The 16,720-nt window shown below is 69.8% G+C and carries 14 protein-coding genes; 9 read left to right on the top strand and 5 right to left on the bottom strand.

Annotation, left to right across the window (positions count from 1 at the left end):
• Window positions 1-55: 55 nt before the first annotated feature.
• The 7 genes from recQ to rlmN all read left to right on the top strand — a co-directional run bounded on the left by recQ (window position 56) and on the right by rlmN (window position 8,752).
• Window positions 56-1,897: a DNA helicase RecQ gene (gene recQ / locus OXS49_RS20510; protein ID WP_267426443.1), complete on the top strand. Its 1,842-nt coding sequence runs from the start codon at window positions 56-58 to the stop codon at window positions 1,895-1,897.
• A 182-nt stretch (window positions 1,898-2,079) separates the two neighbouring features.
• Window positions 2,080-3,240 (top strand): hydrolase, encoded by a 1,161-nt coding sequence (locus tag OXS49_RS20515; protein WP_267426444.1) that lies wholly within the window; start codon window positions 2,080-2,082, stop codon window positions 3,238-3,240.
• Window positions 3,241-3,549: 309 nt separating this feature from the next.
• On the top strand, window positions 3,550-5,775 hold the full coding sequence (purL, locus tag OXS49_RS20520) for a phosphoribosylformylglycinamidine synthase subunit PurL (protein ID WP_267426445.1): 2,226 nt from the start codon (window positions 3,550-3,552) through the stop codon (window positions 5,773-5,775).
• A 23-nt stretch (window positions 5,776-5,798) separates the two neighbouring features.
• The gene (locus OXS49_RS20525; protein WP_007568343.1) at window positions 5,799-6,035 is read left to right on the top strand and encodes a BolA family transcriptional regulator; all 237 of its coding nucleotides are present in this window, start codon (window positions 5,799-5,801) and stop codon (window positions 6,033-6,035) included.
• Window positions 6,036-6,058: 23 nt separating this feature from the next.
• Window positions 6,059-6,934 carry a DUF29 family protein gene (locus OXS49_RS20530; RefSeq protein WP_267426446.1) on the top strand — a complete coding sequence of 292 codons (876 nt, stop codon included), beginning with the start codon at window positions 6,059-6,061 and terminating at the stop codon, window positions 6,932-6,934.
• Window positions 6,935-6,948: 14 nt separating this feature from the next.
• Complete coding sequence (gene grxD, locus OXS49_RS20535) at window positions 6,949-7,287, top strand: Grx4 family monothiol glutaredoxin (RefSeq protein WP_243997980.1); 339 nt, start codon at window positions 6,949-6,951, stop codon at window positions 7,285-7,287.
• A gap of 190 nt (window positions 7,288-7,477) precedes the next feature.
• Complete coding sequence (gene rlmN / locus OXS49_RS20540; protein ID WP_267426447.1) at window positions 7,478-8,752, top strand: 23S rRNA (adenine(2503)-C(2))-methyltransferase RlmN; 1,275 nt, start codon at window positions 7,478-7,480, stop codon at window positions 8,750-8,752.
• A gap of 28 nt (window positions 8,753-8,780) precedes the next feature.
• Here rlmN and denD read toward each other — a convergent pair whose 3' ends face one another.
• From denD to OXS49_RS20565, 5 genes are all read right to left on the bottom strand, one after another.
• Window positions 8,781-9,758: a D-erythronate dehydrogenase gene (gene denD / locus OXS49_RS20545; protein ID WP_267426448.1), complete on the bottom strand. Its 978-nt coding sequence runs from the start codon at window positions 9,756-9,758 to the stop codon at window positions 8,781-8,783.
• A 171-nt stretch (window positions 9,759-9,929) separates the two neighbouring features.
• Window positions 9,930-11,204 carry a 3-oxo-tetronate kinase gene (gene otnK / locus OXS49_RS20550; protein ID WP_267426449.1) on the bottom strand — a complete coding sequence of 425 codons (1,275 nt, stop codon included), beginning with the start codon at window positions 11,202-11,204 and terminating at the stop codon, window positions 9,930-9,932.
• Window positions 11,201-11,983, bottom strand: coding sequence for a 2-oxo-tetronate isomerase (otnI, locus tag OXS49_RS20555; RefSeq protein WP_243997990.1), 783 nt, complete (start codon window positions 11,981-11,983; stop codon window positions 11,201-11,203). Before otnI ends, otnK begins: the two co-directional genes overlap by 4 nt.
• Before the next feature lie 205 nt (window positions 11,984-12,188).
• Entirely contained in the window at window positions 12,189-13,097 is a 909-nt protein-coding gene (gene ltnD / locus OXS49_RS20560) for an L-threonate dehydrogenase (protein WP_267426450.1), read from the bottom strand.
• A gap of 184 nt (window positions 13,098-13,281) precedes the next feature.
• Window positions 13,282-14,604 (bottom strand): MFS transporter, encoded by a 1,323-nt coding sequence (locus OXS49_RS20565; protein ID WP_267426451.1) that lies wholly within the window; start codon window positions 14,602-14,604, stop codon window positions 13,282-13,284.
• Between the two features lie 378 nt (window positions 14,605-14,982).
• Here OXS49_RS20565 and OXS49_RS20570 point away from each other — a divergent pair, with 378 nt between their 5' ends.
• Window positions 14,983-15,990 (top strand): LacI family DNA-binding transcriptional regulator, encoded by a 1,008-nt coding sequence (locus tag OXS49_RS20570; RefSeq protein ID WP_267426452.1) that lies wholly within the window; start codon window positions 14,983-14,985, stop codon window positions 15,988-15,990.
• Entirely contained in the window at window positions 15,987-16,661 is a 675-nt protein-coding gene (locus tag OXS49_RS20575) for an aldolase (protein ID WP_243997997.1), read from the top strand. Before OXS49_RS20570 ends, OXS49_RS20575 begins: the two co-directional genes overlap by 4 nt.
• The last annotated feature ends 59 nt before the right edge of the window (window positions 16,662-16,720 follow it).

The following is a 16,720-nucleotide window of genomic DNA, read 5'->3' on the forward strand; positions in this document are numbered from 1 at the left end:
GTTAGTGTCTACACGCAGACGCCGCAAGCGGCCCGTACCCCGACCAAGGATCCCGATGACCCGCCTCGACGAGGCCCGCGCCGCGCTTAAAAAAACCTTCGGCTACGAGGATTTCCGGCCCGGCCAGGACGAGGTGATCGGCGCGGTGCTCGACGGCGCCGACGTGTTCGCCGTGATGCCGACGGGTTCGGGCAAGTCGATGACCTACCAGCTCCCGGCTCTGGTCGATCCGGGGCTGACCGTGGTGGTCTCGCCGCTGATCGCGCTGATGCACGATCAGGTGCAGCAGATGAAGAGCGTCGGTGTCGAGGCCGCGACCCTCAACTCGAGCGTGACGGAATCCGACTCGCGCGAGACCTGGCGGATGCTGCGCTCGGGGGAACTCCGGCTGCTGTTCGTCTCGCCCGAGCGCCTGCTGATGGAGGGCTGCATCGAGGCCCTGCGCGGGGCCGGCGTAAGGCGGCTGGCCGTCGACGAGGCGCATTGCGTCTCGCAATGGGGCCACGATTTCCGGCCGGAATACCGCGAGATCGCCCGCGCCCGCACGGCGCTCGGCAACATCCAGACCCTGGCGCTGACCGCCACCGCCGATGCTGCGACCCGCGCCGAGATCGCCGAGCGGCTGTTCCCGCAGGGGCGGCCGCCAAAGATCTTCGTCCACTCCTTCGACCGGCCGAACATCCGGCTGACCTTCCAGCCGAAGGACAACCCGGCCCGGCAGATCGAGCGCTTCCTGAAGCACCGGCGGTCTGAGAGCGGGATCATCTATTGCTCGTCGCGCAAGCGCGTCGAACAGCTCGCCGAGACCCTCAAGAAGGACGGGTTCGACGCGCTGCCCTATCATGCCGGCCTCGACCAGGGCACGCGCATGCGCAACCAGGACCGGTTCCTGCAGGAGGACGGGGTGGTGATGACCGCCACGATCGCCTTCGGCATGGGCATCAACAAGCCGGACGTGCGCTTCGTCTGCCACGCCGACATGCCCAACAACGTCGAGGGCTACTATCAGGAGATCGGCCGCGCAGGGCGCGACGGACTGCCGGCCGATACGCTCACCCTCTACGGTCTCGACGATATGGCGCTCCGCCGCCGCCAGATCGACGAGAAGGAGATCTCCGACGAGCGCCGCCGGGTCGAGCGGCGCAAGCTCGAGGCGATGATCACCCTGTGCGAGGGCGCCACCTGCCGGCGGCAATCGCTGCTCGGCTATTTCGGCGAGGCGAGCGAGCCCTGCGGCCGCTGCGACCTGTGCCGGGGCGGCGTCACCTTGGTGGACGGCACGGTCTCGGCCCAGAAGATCCTCTCGGCGATCGTGCGCACCGGGCAGCGCTTCGGCGCGGCCTATATCTGCGACGTGGTCCACGGCAAGGAGAGCGAGCCGATCCGCCGCAACGGCCATGCGGGCCTGAAGACCTTCGGGGTCGGCGCCGACAAGCCGGTGGCGGCATGGCGGGCGATCCTGCGCCAGCTCTTCGCGGCCGGGGCCATCGCCGAGAATACCGACGGCTATGGCGGCCTGTCGATGACCGCGAAGGGCGAGGCGATCCTGTACGGACGGGAGCCCGTCCAGCTCCGCCCCGACCCGGAACCGAAGGCGGACTCCCGCGAGCGCCGCCGCGCTGCGCCCCGCGAGGACGGGGAGATCGCGCTGTCGGAGACCGACGAGGCGCTGTTCCAGCACCTGCGCGGCCTGCGCGCAACGCTGGCCCGGGCCGAGGGGATCGCGGCCTTCATGGTCTTTCCCGACCGCACGCTGATCGAGATGGCCCGCCAGAAACCCGTCGATCTCTGGGCCCTGCGCACCGTACACGGGGTCGGCGAGCGCAAGCGCGAGGCCTATGGCGAGCGGTTCGTGGCGGCGATCGCCGACTTCCTGTCCCATCCCCCAGCGGCATGAGATGAGGCCCGCCGTCTCAACGCGCTGGGGCGATTGGTGTAGGCAGGGCGCCCCCAACCGAATCGATCGGACCCGTCATTTCCGTTTCCGCACCCGTGACCGATACGCCGCCCCGGACTGCCCCGGATGAAGCCGCAGCCCGATCAGGACCGCCGCGTTCTCCGATTCTGACCTCCCGGACCGTGTTCTACCTGCCGGGCTTCGACCCGCGGGAGCCCGAGGTCTACTGGGGCCTCTTCCGCCGCGAGGCCCGCCTCACCGCGTCCCGGCGCGGTGCCGCGATCGCAGTGGGCGATCCGGTCCGCTCGGCCGACGGGCTCGCTCTTGCCTGGAGCGTGCAGTCGCGCGGTGTCGACACCCGCACTGTCCTGCTGCGCTGGGAGGACATCGTCCGCGCGCGCTTCCCGCAATCCGGCTGGGCCCGCCTCCGGGGCGTCCCGGCACTGCTCTGGCGGCTGTGGCGCTCGGGCTACGCGACCGATCTGCGCCGGGAGGGCTGGCGCTTCTCCACGGTGATCTTCGGCGTGCATCTCATCTATCTGGCTCTGGTCGGCCTCAGCCTCGCCCTGGCGGGGGGGCTCGTCGCCCTGGCGCCGGACGCGCTGCGCCCCTGGTCCCTGCTGGCGATTCCGCCCCTGGCCTACGCGATCCTGGCCGGACTGATGCGGGTGACCCGCGGCAAGCCCCTCTACGTCTCCCACCTCGTGGACGACACCGCCTTCACCCACGCCTACGCGGCCGGCGCGGCGCCCGAAATGGCGCCCCGCCTCGACGCCTTCGCGGCCCGCATCCGCGCCGCCGAGGGCGAGGCCGACGAGGTGGTGGTGGTGGGCCATTCCTCGTCGAGCTTCCTCGGGATCGAGGTGCTGGACCGGGTGCTCGCCCACGATCCCGGCTTCGGCACCCGCGGCACGCCGGTCACCTTCGTGAGCATCGGCAGCGTCATCCCGTGGCTCGGCCTCGACCCGGCCGCACTGGGCTTCCGCGACGCGCTCCTGCGCTTCGGGCGGGCACGGCAGATCGGCTGGATCGATGTGCGTGCCCCCTGGGACTGGCTGTCGATCCACGCCCAGAACCCCCTGGCCGCCTGCGCGCTCACCCCGCCGGACCCGGAGCGCCCGGCCGTGCTCGGGGTGATGATCAACGACCTGATCACGGGCAGCGATGTCCGCCGGCGCCAGTGGAACCTGTTCCAGATGCATTTCCAGTTGCTCATGGCGAGCCAGAGCGTGGACGGCTTCGATTATCTCGACCTGATGACCGGGCCGGAGCCGGTGCATGCTCTGATCGCACGATGCCGAGAGAATGAGCCGGATGGCGACGCCGGTCGTCGACCGGCTTGAGCGCGAGCTTGTTCACAGGTCTGATCCCTGAGAGCAGTCGGCTTCGACCGAATTCTGATCCGAAACCGACACGCGCAGACCCTTCCGCGGCAAAGGAGGAAGCGAGAATTTGCGGATGCGGACGTTCCTGTGATTCCAAGAGATCCATGAACCCGCAAGGCCACGCCCCCGCGCCGGAATACCCACGGATGTTGCCAGGGCGGGCGCTTCCGCTCTAGAGCCGGGGCAGCCTAGATGATGCCCGCCCGGTCCGGGCTCGCCGCGGCCCGTGTCTCCCGGAACGGGCCGCTCTCTGCCGAGACCCTTCGCATGTTCCGCAACGACGTTCCGATCACCCCCGAACTCGTGGCCCAGCACGGCCTGACGCCGGACGAGTACACGCGCTTCCGCTGCCTGATCGGGCGCGATCCGACGCTGACCGAACTCGGCATCGTGTCGGCGATGTGGAACGAGCATTGTTCCTACAAATCCTCCCGCAAGCACCTGCGCGGGCTGCCGACCTCGGCGCCGTGGGTGATCCAGGGGCCGGGCGAGAACGCGGGCGTCATCGATATCGGCGACGGCCACGCCTGCGTGTTCAAGATGGAGAGCCACAACCACCCGAGCTACATCGAGCCCTACCAGGGCGCGGCGACCGGCGTGGGCGGCATCCTGCGCGACGTCTTCACCATGGGCGCGCGGCCGATCGCGGCGCTCAACGCCCTGCGGTTCGGCTCGCCCGACCATCCGCGGACCCGCGCCCTGGTCTCAGGGGTCGTGGCGGGGGTCGGCGGCTACGGCAATTCCTTCGGCGTGCCGACCGTCGGCGGGCTGACCGGCTTCCACAAGCGCTACGACGGCAACATCCTGGTCAACGCCATGGCGGTGGGCCTCGCCCGCACCGATGCGATCTTCTACGCCGCCGCCACCGGGGTCGGGAATCCGATCGTCTATCTCGGCTCCAAGACCGGCCGCGACGGCATCCACGGCGCCACCATGGCGTCGGCCGAGTTCGACGAGGCCACCGAGTCGAAGCGCCCGACCGTGCAGGTCGGCGATCCCTTCGCCGAGAAGCTGCTGCTGGAGGCCTGCCTGGAACTGATGGCCTCCGGCGCCGTGATCGCCATCCAGGACATGGGCGCGGCCGGGCTGACCTGCTCGGCGGTGGAGATGGGCGCCAAGGGCGACCTCGGCGTCGAACTGGACATCGAGAAGGTTCCGGCTCGCGAAGCCGGCATGACCCCCTACGAGATGATGCTGTCCGAGAGCCAGGAGCGGATGCTCATGGTGCTCAAGCCCGGCATGGAGGCGGAGGCCGAGGCCATCTTCGTGAAGTGGGGCCTCGACTTCGCGGTGATCGGGCGGACCACCGACACGCTACGCTTCGTCGTCAAGTGGCACGGCGAGACCGTCGCCGACCTGCCGATCAAGGAGCTGGGCGACGAGGCGCCGCTCTATGACCGGCCGCATCTGGCCAACACCCACCAGCCGGTGATCGCGGCCTCCGAGGTGCCGGCCCCGGCCTCGCTCACCGACGCACTGAAGCGCCTGGTCGGCTCCCCCGACCTCGCCTCGAAGCGTTGGGTGTTCGAGCAGTACGACCACTTCATTCTGGGCAACACGGTGCAGAAGCCCGGCGGCGACGCCGCCATCGTCCGGGTCGAGGACGGGCCGAAGGGCCTCGCGCTGACCTGCGACGTCACCCCGCGCTACTGCGAGGCCGACCCGGTCGAGGGCGGCCGTCAGGCCGTGGCCGAGGCGTGGCGCAACATCACGGCGGTGGGGGCCAAGCCGCTCGCCATCACCGACAACCTGAACTTCGGCAACCCGGAAAAACCCGAGGTGATGGGCCAGCTCGTCGGGTGCCTCCAGGGCATCGGCGAGGCCTGCCGGGCGCTGGACTTCCCGGTCGTGTCCGGCAACGTCTCGCTCTACAACGAGACCAACGGCGTCGGCATCCTGCCGACCCCGACCATCGGCGGCGTCGGCGTGCTCGACGACATGGCGCGCCACGCGACCATCGCCCTCAAGCGCGAGGGCGACGTGCTGGTGCTGATCGGGGTGAGCGAGGGCTGGCTCGGCCAATCGTCCTACCTGTCGGTGATCGAAGGCCGCGAGGATGGCGCGCCGCCGCCCGTCGACCTTGCCCTGGAGCGCCGCAACGGCGACTTCGTCCGCGGGTTGATCCAAGCCGGCACCGTCGACACGGTCCACGACCTCGCGGATGGCGGCCTCGCGGTGGCTTTGGCCGAGATGGCGATGGCGGGCGGTATCGGCGCGGCGCTGCCCGACGTTCCGGTGGATCTGGCGCCCCACGCCTACCTGTTCGGCGAGGATCAGGCCCGCTACCTGCTGGCCGTGCGGCCGGAGGCGGCCACCGAGATCCTTTCGGCTGCCGCGGCGCAAGGGGTCGCGGCGGCCTCGGTGGGCGTCACCGGCGCCGACCGTTTGACCCTGCCGGGCGGCGAGACCATATCGCTCACCGACCTGACCGCCGCGCACGAGGGCTGGCTGCCCGCCTACATGGCGAGCCAGCCCGCCGCGCCCGCCGCCTGACCCCTTCTCCCAGGAGTGACCCGATGCCGATGGATGCGGGCGAGATCGAGCGCATGATCCGCGAGGCCCTGCCGGACGCGCAGGTGGAGATCCGTGACCTCGCGGGCGACGGCGACCATTACGCCGCCACGGTCCTGTCGGCGGCCTTCAAGGGCAAGACCCGGGTGGCCCAGCACCAGATGGTCTACGGCGCCCTCCAGGGCCGGATGGGCGGGGTGCTCCACGCCCTTGCGCTGACCACGGGCGTGCCGCAGGATTGAGGCGACGACCCTCGAGCTTTGCGATGAGTCTCAAACCGTCCGTCTTCATCGAACGCGTACGGCCGCCGACCTGGGGGGAGACCTTCGCCTGGGAACGCGAACTGCTCGGCGCCTTGCTGGACGACCCGTCCCTCTTCGAGAGTGTTCGCCATCTCGTCGCGTCCGAAGACTTCTCGATCGGCCTCCATGAGCGCCTGTTCGAGGCCATGCCGAAGATAGCCGGGTCGGACGATTCGATCGATCGCAACGCGGTCCCGGCCGCCCTCGGGAATTATGCGTGGGATGCAGAAGGCGGTGTCGAGGCTTGGCTGGATCGGTTGCTCGCCGGGCGCGCTGATGCCGCTGCCGCGACGCAGCGCGCGCGTGATATCCACGAGACCGCCGAACTGCGTCGCGAACGGCCTGAACTGATCGACAGCGACACCGTCGCGTGGTGCCATCAACAGGTCGCCCTGCTCGCGCGGCTCGCGGAGCGATCCGACCCCCTGTCCCGACAGATCGACTGGCAGTGCATCATCGAGGAGCTCCTCTACGTGGGCCGCTCGCAAGTCAGCGGCGTGGTCCGCAAGATGGAGCTGGTTTTCGAGCACCTCGTGAAGCTTCTGTCCGATCCGAACGCGCCCAGCCGCGATCGTTGGCGGATCGAGATCGACGCGTTTCTGCTCCGGATCACCCGCGAGGCGAAGCCGTCCATGCGTCGGGTGATCGACCTGAACGCGGCTTGGCGGCGCGGCGTTTCCGATGCCGCAACGAGTCTGGCCGACTACGCGATCCGCGTGCCGCGCGACCTGCCGCAGGATTGTCCGTTCAGCTACGAGGATCTGACCGCGGGCAGGCTGCCCGTCGCCGGCCTCCTTGAGAAGCTGGCCGGGACCGGCGATATGAAGCCAACCGAATAAACCCGAGGTACCCGATGACCGACGCCAACACGACCATCCAGAACGAGATCACCTCCCAGGACGTGGTGGTGTTCATGAAGGGCACGCCGCAGATGCCGCAATGCGGTTTCTCCGGGCAGGTGGTGCAGATCCTCAATTACCTCGAAGTGCCGTTCAAGGGCGTGAACGTCCTGGCCGACCAAGGCATCCGCGAGGGCATCAAGGCCTTCTCGAACTGGCCGACCATCCCGCAGATCTACGTGAAGGGCGAGTTCGTCGGCGGCTGCGACATCACCCGCGAGATGTTCCAGTCCGGCGAGCTGCAGACCTTCCTGGCCGAGAAGGGCATCCCGGTGAAGACCGCCGCCGCCTGATTTTCTTGAGACCTTTCACGATGGATGAGGGCGCCTGCGGGCGCCCTTTTTCGTGCGCGGCGCTTGGACCACGGGCAGGGTGGTCGATGCACCGCGCAGGGCAACCGCCCCATCGCCGGCGTGCATTCGCATTCGCCGCCGCGATCGCCTATATCAAAACCTTTCCAAGGGGATGGATTGTTTGAACGCCATGGCGAGCCCGTCGCTCGACAGCGCCCGCGCGGCCGATGCCGCGATCGAGAAGGCGCCCGATTTCCAGCCCGCGCTGCTGCCCGGCCGGCCGCCATCGCTGGTCGGCCTGACCCGCGACGCCCTCAAGGCGCAACTCGTCGGCATGGGCGTGCCCGAGCGCGAGAGCCGGATGCGCGCCGGCCAGATCTGGCACTGGGTCAACTTCCGCGGGGCGACCGACTTCGCCGAGATGACCAATGTCGGCAAGGCGCTGAAGGCGCAGCTCGCCGCGCACTTCACGCTTGAGCGGCCCGAGGTGGCGAGCCGCCAAGTCTCCCGGGACGGCACCCGCAAGTGGCTCCTGCGCATGGCGCCGACCAACCCGCAGGAGCACAATCGCGGCGCCGAGATCGAGTGCGTCTACATTCCCGGGCCGGACCGGGGCACGCTCTGTGTGTCGAGCCAGGTCGGCTGTACCCTGACCTGCTCGTTCTGCCACACCGGCACGCAGCGCCTCGTGCGCAACCTCTCGGCCGCCGAGATCGTGCAGCAACTGGTGGTCGCCCGGGACGAACTCGGCGACTGGCCCGGCCAGATGCCGAGCCGCGACGCGGGCGGCTCCGGCGAGGTCGGCCGGCTCGTGACCAACATCGTGTTCATGGGCATGGGCGAGCCCCTCTACAACCTCGACGCCGTGGTCGACGCGGTGGGGGTGATGTCTGATCAGGAGGGGCTCGCCCTGTCCCGGCGGCGGATCACGGTCTCGACCTCCGGGGTCGTGCCGCAGATCCACCGGCTCGGCGAGCAGGCCAACGCCATGCTGGCGATCTCGCTGCACGCCGTGCGCGACGACCTGCGCAACGAGCTGGTGCCGCTCAACCGCAAGTACCCGATCGCCGAATTGCTCGCCGCCTGCCGCGCCTATCCCGGCCTGAGCAACGCCCGCCGGATCACCTTCGAGTACGTGATGCTGAAGGGCGTCAACGATTCGGACGCGGATGCGCGGGAACTGGTCCGCCTGCTCAAGGGGATCCCGGCCAAGATCAACCTGATCCCGTTCAACCCCTGGCCGGGCAGCCGCTACGCATGCTCCGACTGGGACCGGATCGAGCGCTTCTCCGAGATCGTGTTCAACGCCGGCTACGCCTCGCCGGTGCGTACGCCCCGCGGCCGGGATATCCTGGCGGCCTGCGGCCAGCTCAAGAGCGAGACCGAGAAGCTGCGTGCCCGCGCCCGGATGATGCAGGAAGAGGGCATCGGCGTGGAGGGCTTCTACGCCGGCGCCGACGACTGAGCGGGCGGCCGAAAACCGCCCCTGAGGCTCAGCCGCCGTGGAACTCGGCCACGTGCTGGGCCACGATCGCGTCGAAGGACGCATCCGCCCGGAAGCCCAAAGCCAGCGCCGCCTCCGGCTCGAACGCCTCAGGCCAGGAGCCGACGATCCGCGCGATGGTGGCGTCGGGTTCGCGCCGGATCAGCGCCACGGCCTTGTCGCCCGCCGCGCGGCGCAGGGCCTCGATCTCGTCCGCCACCGTTGCCGAGACGCCCGGCATGGTCAGGCTGATCCGCGGTCCGATCGCCGCGAGGTCGAGCCCGGCCGCATGGATGAGGAAGCCCACCGCCGCGGCGGGGCTGGCGAACCAGTGCCGGACCGTATCGGGCACCGGCAGGATCGCCTCCTGACCGGCCAGCGGTTCGCGGATGATCCCGGAGAAGAAGCCCGAGGCCGCTCTGTTGGGCTTGCCCGGCCGCACGCAGATGGTCGGCAGCCGCAGACCGATCCCGTCGAGGAAGCCGCGCCGCGCGTAGTCGGCGAGCATCAATTCGCCCATCGCCTTCTGCACCCCGTACGAGGAGGCGGGGCGCAGGATATGGTCGTCGGGAATGACCTGGGGGAAGGGCGGCCCGAACACCGCGAGCGAGGAGGTGAAGACCAGCTTCGGCCGGTAGCCATCCGCCGCGTTGGCCGCGCGGATCGCGTCGAGAAGCAGGCGGGTGCCGTCGAGGTTGACCCGGTAGCCGAGTTCGAGATTCGCCTCGGCCTCGCCCGAGACCACGGCGGCGAGGTGGAAGATCACCCCCGGCCGCTCGGCGATGGCGGCCTCGGCAGCACCGGTCGCCGTGAGGTCGGCGGCCTCGGCCCGGACCGGGCCTGAAAAGCCCTCGGGTGCGGAGGGTGGCACGACATCCAGCAGGGTCAGCGCGGTGAGCGGCTGGCCGCCGACATCACCCGCCGTCACCAGGGCATCGACGAGGCGGCGGCCGATCATGCCGGCGGCGCCAAGGATCAGGGCGTGCATGAAAACCTCCCGAAAAACGTCATGGGTTTCCAAAGGACGGGTCCTTTGGCGGGTGCAGGGCAGAGCCCTGCTGTACGGATCCTGGATCCCCTTTCGGGGAACCAGGATCCGTATGCCGGGGGTTTCACCCCGAAACCCCACCACAGGGACTTGGTCCCTTTGGGAACCCCTTCATCGCATCATGTCCAGGGCGCGGCCGAAGAAATCCGCACCGCCGAAATTGCCCGATTTCAGCGCGAGCAGCATCGGCTCCGGCCGGCCAGCGGTGCGCAGGACGGGCACGCCCGCCGCGATCTCGGGACCGAGCAGGAAGGCGGTGAGGCCCAGCCGGTCGACCACCGCTCCCGAGGTCTCGCCGCCGGCCACCACGAGCCGGCGTACCCCGCGGGCGACGAGGCCTTCGGCGATGGTGGCCAGGGCGGCCTCGATGGCGTGGCCCGCCGCATCGACGCCGTGCTGGGCCTGAAGCGCGCGCACCGCGTCGGCAGGCGCCGAGGTGGCGATCAGCACCGGTCCGGACGCGAGACGTTCCTCCGCGAAGGCCAGGGCTTCGGCCACCACGTCGGCGCCGGCCAAGAGCCGCGCCGGATCGAGGCGCAGCACCGGCATGATCGCCTCCGCGGCGGCGACCTGCTGGAGGGTAGCCTGGGAGCAGCTGCCCGCGAGGCACGCGGAGGTGCCGCCGACCGGCTCGCCGATGGCCGCCCCGGCGGCGTCCGTCGTGCCGCGCCCGTCGGCGGCCAACGCACGGGCGAGGCCGAGGCCGAGCCCGGAGGCGCCCACCGAGAACCTTTTGGTGACGATCGCCCGGCCGAGGGTTTCGAGGTCGCTGTCGAAGATCGCGTCCGCGATGGCCGCGCCCTTGCCCTCGGCGGCGAGTGCATCAAGACGCGACGCCACGGCCCCCACGCCCCGGGCGACGGTCGCGGTGTCGATCAGACCGACCGGACTGCCGCTCTGGCGCCCGAGCACGCGCACGAGGTTGGCGTCGCGCATCGGGTTGAGCGGGTGGTCCTTGAGCGGGCTCTCGTTCAGCGGCACCGAACCGACGAACAGGTTGCCCTGGTAGACGCTCCGGCCCGTCTCCGGGAAGGCAGGGGTGACCAGCGCGATGGCCTCGCCGGCATCACCCCGCAGGGCGTCCATCACGGGCCCGATGTTGCCCGCATCGGTGGAGTCGAAGGTCGAGCAGATCTTGAACATGACGTGGGCGGCGCCCCTTGCCCGCAACCAGGCTTCCGCCTCACGCGAACGGGCGACGGCCTGATCGGCCGGGATCGAACGGCTTTTCAGCGCCACCACCACCGCGTCGGCCTCCGGCAGGGCCCGACCCTCCTCGGGCACGCCGATGGTCTGGATCGTGCGCAGGCCCGCCTTGGTCAGGGTGTTGGCGAGGTCCGAGGCGCCGGTGTAATCGTCGGCGACGCATCCCAGGGCGAGGCTCATCGGGCATTCCCTCTGTAGGCGCTGAGCCAGCCGAGACCCGCGACGGTGTCGGCGGCCGGGATGTACTCGCAGCCGACGAAGCCGGCGTAGCCGAGCCGGTCCAACTCGTCGAACAGGAAGAAGTCGGCCATCTCGCCAGTGCCGGGCTCGTGCCGCTCGGGGACGCTCGCGGTCTGGACGTGGCCGATGATCGGCAACAGGGCGCGCAGACGCATGGTCACGTCGCCGTGCAGGATCTGGCAATGGTAGAGGTCGAACTGAAGCTTCAGGTTGGGCAATGCCAAGTCGCGGATCAGGTCGGCGGCCCGGCCGAAATCGTTGAGGAAGTAGCCCGGCATGTTCCGGCCGTTGATCGGCTCCAGAACGAGGTCGAGGCCGGCCGGCGCCAGCCGCTCCGCCGTCCAGGTGACCGCCCGCCGATAGGATTTGACGGCGCGGGGGTCGTCGTGCGGGGCGAGGCCCGCCATCAGGTGGAGGCGGCCGACGCCGGTCGCCTCGGCGTACCGGAGCGCGGTGTCGACGCCCGCCTTCAGCTCATCGAACCGCTCAGGAAACGCCGCCAAGCCGCGCTCGCCCTTGGCGAAATCGCCCGGCGGCAGGTTGAACAGCGCCTGGGTCAGGCCGTTGGCCCGGAGCCGCTCGCCGATGGCTTCGGGCGGGTGTTCGTAGGGGAACAGGAACTCGACGGCGTCGAACCCGGCTCGGGCCGCGGCGTCGAACCGGTCGAGGAACGGCACCTCGTTGAACATCAGGCTCAGGTTGGCGGCAAAGCGCGGCATTCTTTTCGGACTCCCTGCGCGGTTCTCGATATCTGTCAGGCCGGCTCAGCGGACCGTCATCCAGTCAACCCACCTCATCCTGAGGTGCCGCAGCGCAGCGGAGGCCTCGAAGGAGCCCTCCAGCCGGCCGCGCGATCCCTGGAGCCCTCCTTCGAGGCCCGCTTCGCGGTCACCTCAGGATGAGGTGGAGGGTGGGCAGGCTACCTCAAGCCTTTCCCGGCAGCTTCGCCCCCGAGACCTGCGCGTAGAGCCGCGCCACGGAGGCGTCGTCGTCCCGGCCCATGCCGGCGCCCGACGCCATCAGGAACATCTGCAACGCCGCCGCCGCCACCGGCACCGGGTATTTCTCTGCCCGGGCCATGTCCTGCACGATGCCGAGATCTTTCACGAAGATATCGACCGCGCTCTTCGGGGCGTAATCCGCATCGAGGATATGGGGCACCCGGTTCTCGAACATCCACGAATTGCCGGCGGATTTCGTGATCACCTCGTAGACGCGGCGCAGATCGAGGCCCTGCTTGGCGGCGAACGCCATCGCCTCGCAGGCAGCGGCGATGTGGACGCCGGCGAGCAGCTGGTTGATCATCTTGAAGGCCGCGCCCTGGCCGGCGGCGTCGCCGAGTTCGTAGAGCGTGCCCGCCATGGCATCCAGGGCGGGCCGGGCCTTCGCGAAGGCCGCCGCCGAGCCCGAGGCCAGGAAGGTCAGGCCGCCGTCGGCCGCGCGGGCGGCGCCGCCGCTCATCGGGGCGTCGAGATAGTGGCGGCCGGTGGCCTCCAGCCGGGCAGCGAGCGCGCGCGCGATGGCCGGGTCCATGGTGGCGGAGGAGACGAACACCGCGCCCTCCGGCATCGCGGCGGCGGCCCCGTTCTCGCCGAACAGCACCGCCTCGGTCTGGGCGGCGTTGACCACCACGCTCACCACCACGTCGGCGTCCCGCGCCGCCTCGGCGGGGGTGGAAACGCCCCGCCCGCCGGCAGCGGCGAGGCGGGACACCGCCTCGGGGTTCACGTCGCAGGCGGCGACGGAAAATCCCGCCCGCAGGAGCGAGCCGGCCATGCCGGAGCCCATCGAGCCGAGGCCGATCACCGCGGCGCGGTTGGTTGGATTGGTCATCGGGGCGGCTCCTGCATGAAGGGGAGAGCACCTCTGCATTACCGCGTGAGGCGCGGGTTCCCTCTCCCGTGCGGGAGAGGGACAGGGTGAGGGAGGAGAACTTTCCGGAGGGACCTGATCCCTCACCCCAACCCCCTCCCGCACGGGAGAGGGGGCGCGTCGCGCCGGCGGAAGGGGCAGCGCTTCAGCGATTCACCATCCGCGCCGGCGTCACGAACACGCAGACCGAGCCGACCACCAGCATCGCGGCGAGCGCGTAGAGGCCGGTGGCGGTGCTGCCGGTGGCGTCGCGCAGGGCCCCGATCACGTAGGGGCTGACGAAACCCGCCAGATTCCCCACCGAGTTGATCAGCGCGATCCCGGCCGCCGCGCCCGCGCCGCTCAGGAACGCCGTGGGCAACGACCAGAACAGGGGCGAGCAGGTCAGCACCCCGGCCGCCGCAACCGAGAGCGCCGCCACCGCCACCGTGGTCGAGCCGGCATTGGCCGAGACCACGAAGCCCACCGCCCCGATCAGCGCCGGGATGATCAGGTGCCAGCGCCGCTCGCGCATCCGGTCGGCGGAGAGGCCCAGCAGGACCATCACAACCGCCGCGCACAGGAACGGGATCGCGCTGATCAGGCCGATGTTGAAGTTGCCCTGCACCCCCGACGCCTTGACGATGGTCGGCATCCAGAAGGTCAGCCCGTACTGGCCGGTGACGAAGGCGAAGTAGATCAGGCTCATGAACCACACGCGGCCGTTGCGGAACACGGTGGCGATCGAGTGCGGGCTCGATTCCTTGCCCTGGTTGTCGGCCGCGATGTCGCGCTCGAGAAGCTGTTTCTCGGCGTCGGTCAGCCACTTCGCCTCGGACGGGCGGTTGTCGAGATAAAGGAACACGGCGATTCCGATCAGCACCGCCGGCACCGCCTCGATCAGGAACATCCACTGCCAGCCGGACAGGCCATGGGTGCCGTTGAGCGCGTCCATGATCCAGCCGGAGAGCGGGTTGCCGAAGATCCCGGAGATCGGGATCGCCGCCATGAACACCGCGATCACCTTGGCCCGGCGATGGGCGGGGAACCACGCGGTCGTGTAGAGGATCACCCCCGGATAGAAACCGGCTTCGGCCAGCCCGAGCAGGAAGCGCATCCCGTAGAAGCTCCACGCGGAGTTCACGAACACGAAGGCGCCGGAGATGATCCCCCAGGTGATCATGATCCGGGCGATCCAGACCCGGGCGCCGACCCGGTGCAGGATCACGTTCGAGGGCACCTCGAACAGGAAATAGCCGAGGAAGAAGATCCCGGCGCCCAGCCCATAGACCGTCTCGGAGAACTTGAGCTCCTGGGACATCTGGAGCTTGGCGAAGCCGACATTCACCCGGTCGAGATACGCCACCACGTAGCAGAGCATCAGGAACGGTACGAGGCGCCAGAACACCTTCGCGTAGGTGCGGTCGGCGAAGGTCTTGTCGTCCGCTTGTGCGGTGGCACCCCCCAGCGGGGCGGCTTGGACCGACATGGGCGTTCTCCCTGATCCGTACGATCCCGCGTCCGGACGAATAGTGGTCTTCGCCGCTCGACGACGACGTTGCGCGGAGCGATATCGCAGTTTGGCAGCGCTGCCAATCCGGTTGTGCGAAATAATGCACGCCGCTATGTCAGGTGTCGCGACGCGCCCTCCCTCCCTTGGGGGCTTACGAATTCACACGTCTCGCTCCGAGGCTGAAAGCTCTCAGGAGAAAGCGCTTTTCCCTCCCCCTTGCGGGGAGGGGAGAGTGTCGGCGCAGTTGTGTGAACATCGAAGCCCGCTCGGGGGAGGGGCCGGCGCCCGACCGGATCCGTCCGGCCAATGGGCGCTGTCATCGCATAAGAAAACCGCGCCGGGAGAAGCGGGGCCATGGACGAAACCCAGCTGCCGGGGCGGCTCGTGACCCTCACCGATGTCGCCCGCGCGGCGGGCGTCGGCGAGAGCACGGTCTCGCGGGTCCTGCGCAATCACGGCTCCTATTCCAAGCGCGCCGGCGAGCGGGTGGCGGAGGCCGTGGCGCGGCTCGGCTACGTGCCGAACCGCCTCGCCGGCAGCCTCGCGGGGCAGGGGGCGAGCGCGCGGCTCGTCGGCGTCGTGATCCCATCGCTGGCCAACGTGGTCTTCCCCGACCTGCTGCGCGGGCTGACATCGGCGCTCGACGCCGAGGGCATCCCTTGCGTGATCGGGGTGAGCGATTACGATTCGGACCGGGAGGAGGCGCTGGTTGCCGCGCTCCTGTCCTGGCGCCCGGCGGCGCTGCTGCTCACCGGGCTGGAGCACAATCCCGGGACCGTCGCCCTGGCACAGGCGAGCGGCGTGCGCGTGGTCGAGATGATCGACACGGACGGGGCGGGGATCGACGCCGTCGTCGGCTTCTCCAACCGGGCCGTGGGGGCGGCGAGCGCCCGGCACCTCGTCGCGCGGGGCTACCGGCGGATCGCCTATCTCGGCCACGACCTGCGCGTCGACCTGCGCGCGGGCAAGCGCCTGGCCGGGTTCGAGCACGCCCTGGGGGAGGCGGGTCTGGCGCTCTCCGACAAGGAAATCCGGCCGGGGCCGTCCTCGCCGGCCTCGGGCCGGGCGGGGCTGGAGGCGCTGCTGGCGCGCGTTTCCGATCTCGACGCGGTCTACTTCTCCAACGACGACATGGCGCTCGGCGGCTACTTCGCCTGTCTGGCGGCGGGGCTGGCGGTGCCGGGGCGGCTGGCGCTGTTCGGCTTCAACGGGCTCGACTTCGCGGCCGCGATGCCCCAGCCCCTGTCGACGGTGCGCACGCCGCGCCTGGAGATCGGCCGGCAAGCCGCCGCCTGCCTGACGAGCGCAGGTCCGAAAACAATCGATCTCGGGTTCGAGCTGATCGAGGGAGCGACCGCATGAGCGACGAGAGCCGGCTGCGTGAGGATATCTGCCGCTACGGCCGCTCGCTGTTCGAGCGCGGCCTGACGCCGGGCTCGTCGGGCAACATCTCGCTGCGCCTGCCCGACGGCGGCTGGCTGGTGACGCCGACCAACGCCTCGCTCGGCTTCCTCGACCCGGCGCGGATCTCCCGGTTGGATCAGGACGGCCGCCTGATCTCAGGGGACAAACCGACGAAAGAAATCCCGCTGCACAGCGCGCTCTACGAGAGCCGGAGCGAGGCGAAGGCCATCGTCCACCTGCACTCGACCCACGCGGTCGCGGTCTCGATGCTGCCGGAGATCGACCCGCGGCAGGTGCTGCCGCCGCTGACGCCCTACTACCTGATGCGCACCGGCGGCACGGCGCTGGTGCCCTATTACCGTCCCGGCGACCCGGCGGTGGCGGACGCGATCCGGGGCCTAGCGGGGAAGTACAGTTCGGTTCTGCTGGCCAATCACGGCCCGGTGGTGGCCGGCGACAGCCTGGAGGGCGCGGTCTTCGCCACCGAGGAGCTGGAGGAGACCGCCAAGCTGTATTTGCTCCTGCGCAACCTCAATCCGCGGCAGCTCAGCCCCGGGCAGGTGGCCGATCTGGTCAGCCATTTCGGGCTGACCCTGCCGGAGCCCGACGGGCCTCACGATCACGGATAAGGCGCGCGTCGCCCTCGCCCCTCTGCGAGCTTGCGGATTCACACATCTCGGTCGGAAAA

The sequence above is a fragment of the Methylobacterium sp. GC_Met_2 genome (assembly GCF_026540795.1).
Taxonomy (GTDB): Bacteria; Pseudomonadota; Alphaproteobacteria; order Rhizobiales; family Beijerinckiaceae; genus Methylobacterium.